At 64.6% G+C, this 3,064-nt stretch carries 4 protein-coding genes; all 4 read left to right on the forward strand.

Going from position 1 to position 3,064, the window contains the following annotated elements:
* The first annotated feature begins 497 nt into the window (after positions 1 to 497).
* Positions 498 to 941, forward strand: a complete 444-nt coding sequence (locus Aco03nite_RS52275; RefSeq protein ID WP_203810732.1) for a lamin tail domain-containing protein — start codon at positions 498 to 500, stop codon at positions 939 to 941.
* Between the two features lie 657 nt (positions 942 to 1,598).
* On the forward strand, positions 1,599 to 1,958 hold the full coding sequence (locus Aco03nite_RS52280) for a hypothetical protein (RefSeq protein WP_203810734.1): 360 nt from the start codon (positions 1,599 to 1,601) through the stop codon (positions 1,956 to 1,958).
* 93 nt (positions 1,959 to 2,051) lie between these two features.
* The gene (locus Aco03nite_RS52285) at positions 2,052 to 2,483 is read left to right on the forward strand and encodes an ATP-binding protein (RefSeq protein ID WP_203810735.1); all 432 of its coding nucleotides are present in this window, start codon (positions 2,052 to 2,054) and stop codon (positions 2,481 to 2,483) included.
* Between the two features lie 124 nt (positions 2,484 to 2,607).
* Positions 2,608 to 2,955 (forward strand): STAS domain-containing protein, encoded by a 348-nt coding sequence (locus tag Aco03nite_RS52290; RefSeq protein ID WP_203810737.1) that lies wholly within the window; start codon positions 2,608 to 2,610, stop codon positions 2,953 to 2,955.
* Positions 2,956 to 3,064 lie beyond the last annotated feature (109 nt).

A 3,064-nucleotide genomic window follows, 5' to 3' on the forward strand; every position in this document is an offset into this window, starting at 1 on the left:
CCTTCCTTACCATCAGCCAGACGGGCCAGCCTCCTGATCCTCAGTTGAATGGGGAACGGACACCAGGGCGGGAACGCGACGGCGGACACATCACCGGAGTTCGTCGATCCAATCCACGGCGTGCCGGGCCGACGAACGCGGAGAGCCGCACGAAGTTGCAGAAGTCTTGGCTCGGCTCGAAGCTGTCGTCGGCGCCGCAGATCAGCCTGCCTCGGCAGGCCCTGGCACGCATCCGGGGTTCTCCGATGCGGGGCGCCGTTGCGCTCCAGCGTCAGGCTCCAGTGCCTTCGGCCTAACACGCCAGAGGTTGGTCGACACGTTCCGGTCTCCGACGGCACCCCTGACCCAGAGATGGGATTGCTCGCGTGTCTGCTCGGCCTTTCTGGTGGAGGTGCAGCCTGACCGGTGGGCCACGTCCACCCGAACAGGGAATCGATTCCGATCATCGACTTGGCCAAGGTGGACTAGTGACTTCCGAGACCTCTTTCACGCGTAAAATGCTCGGCTCTCTGGCCGCTGCGGCCGTCGCTGTCGGCGCCACGTTGACCGTTGCCAGTCCCGCGCAGGCCGCGCCGGCGTTGCGGTTCCACTCGGCCCAGTACGACTCGCCGGGCAAGGACACCCGTTCCAACGCCAGCCTCAACAAGGAATGGATCGCCCTGGTCAACACCGGGAAGAAGGCGATCAACCTGAAGGGCTGGAAGGTCGTCGACAAGTCGGCCACATACACGATCGGCAACGTCACGATCGCGGGTAAGGGCGGCAAGGTCTACCTGCACACCGGGAAGGGCACCAGCTCCCAGACGCACCTGTACTGGGGGCGCGGGAACTACGTCTGGAACAACACCGGGGACACCGCCACGCTGAAGACGAAAGCCGGCAAGATCCACGATACGTGCTCGTGGAAGCAGAAGTCCGGCCGCACCAAGGTTGCCTGCTGACCTGCAGACCGCCGAGGACCGGCCCGCCACGAGATACCTGAATGGGCCGGTCCCGTTCGCGGGAAACCGCTCCTCGACGAATACCGTGCCATACACTTGCAGACTTTGACGAGCGGTATCCGCGTAGACAGCGGTGCCCTCGGGATACTTGGCGATCATGGAGAGGAACGGTTGCTCGGGAAGGCCGTCCCGCCGGTCGAAGCCGACCGTCCAGGCTAGTATGCGGTGGGGTAGGACCCCGCCGAATCGAGGATCAGCCCAGTACGACGGCCCACGCATGGCTCCCAGGAGTCTTGAGCAGCGTCCAGGGATCAATCGACGTTCACCGAGGTTCCGCGTTCCCGCGGGATCGCTGGCGTCGGTGCAGTGCGGCGACGCGGCGCAAAATTTCTGCTATCAGTATTTCGCCGACGGACTTCGGCCCCGCCTTGCAGAGATTGACGTACCGGTCGAGAGTAGCGAGCTCCTGACCGCGGGACGCCACGAACCCAGCGCGAAGGATGCCCGTCTGCGCCCCGGCCGCAGCAGCGGACTGACACGCCGACACCTCCCCGATGCCCGCAGCCATGGAACATCCCCTGGTCCCTGGCGTGTGATCGTCGCGTCTGGGGGAATGAGACGTTCGTGGCATTTACACGGCGGGTACCGTCGCTGAATTTGGTGCTGCTGCCTCTTACCGGCGCGGGGAGGACGGCTTGTGACGTGATCACATCGGCGTGCCTGCAGTGGGAGGTGCCCCATCTTATGGCTCCCGCCGGTGTGGTGGTTACCGAGTTTGTCCGCGAGTCGGTGCTGCGGGCCTCGACGATGATGGATCTGCATATTGTGCTGGGTCGTCGCTACCTGTTGGTTCAGTTGTTCGATGGCGGCCAGAGGGCTTCCGAGATGTCACCGCTGTCGGCCGTGTTGATCGAAGAGTTGGTTGCGCGCTGGGGCTACCTACGGCAAGAGGGCCGCACCGTGACGTGGGCGGCCCTACGTCTTACGGGCCCGCCCTGCCCGGCGCCGCGGCGGTGAGTAGAGGGACACCTGAACCCCGGAACGCGGACCGCCGTCGCCGACCGCGCCCCATCTGGGTATGACGCGGGCCCGGCAGGGAAACAACAACTCGTGACCAGTTTGCGTACCTCGCCACCGCCGCCGATAGCAGCCCTGCTTAATGAGTGGGCCCTGTCCACGCCCACCCAACTGCGCGAGTTGCGTGCCGGTTTGGTCGAGGCGTTACAGACCCACTCGGCGGTGACCGGGCGAAAACTGTCGGACATCCCGGAGCGGATGATCTTGGTGGCCACCGAGCTGGCCACCAACGCCATCAAACACGGCCTTCCCCCTACCGCCGTGCGGCTCATGCACACCGGTACCCAGTTCGTACTCGATGTCGCCGACCACGACCTGACCAACCTGCCCGAACTAGCTCACGATCGTCCGGTCAACGCCGGAGGCCGCGGCCTGCACCTCGCCCGGGCTATGGCGCTGGAGGTCGGCTGGTACGCCACCAGCAGCGCCAAGCACATCTGGGCGGTCTTTCCCATCGACACCTGAACATCCGGTGTGCTGCCACGCCACCTCTCCTCCCCGAAGCGGCCAGGTACACGTGTTCGAGAGTTAGGTGATCGCAACCATGTCTTGAAAATATTTGTCGTAGGGCAAGTAATACTCGACTGTCATGGACGGCGACTACTTCACCATCACGCCCGGCCCGGTCACCACCGGCACGGACGGCGTGCCGGAGAGCCACGTCGCGCTCACCGGAGAGTTCGACCTCAACGCCCGCGACATCCTCCGGGAAGCGCTGGTCCACCTGCTCGATACCGCACCGAGCCGGCGCATCATCGTCGATCTCACCAATGTCACCTTCATCGACTCCGAGGCCATCGGCGCCATCCTCGAAGGCCTCATTGCCGCCCAAAAGGTCAGCAAGACCCTTCAGCTCGCCAACGCCAACCGCCAGATCCAACGCGTCTTCGACGTCATCGGCATGAACGATCTACTGCGCGATCCTCACCATTGGTAAGCCGTCGTGCCGATCTCCCGGCGTACGGAGAAGGCCGCTGTCCGCTCCGGCTCCAACAACCGTCCGCGAGCGCCGGAGCCCGGTAGGTGCCGGGCGGTAATGAACGTGT

Source organism: Actinoplanes couchii (assembly GCF_016862075.1).
Classification (GTDB): domain Bacteria; phylum Actinomycetota; class Actinomycetes; order Mycobacteriales; family Micromonosporaceae; genus Actinoplanes; species Actinoplanes couchii.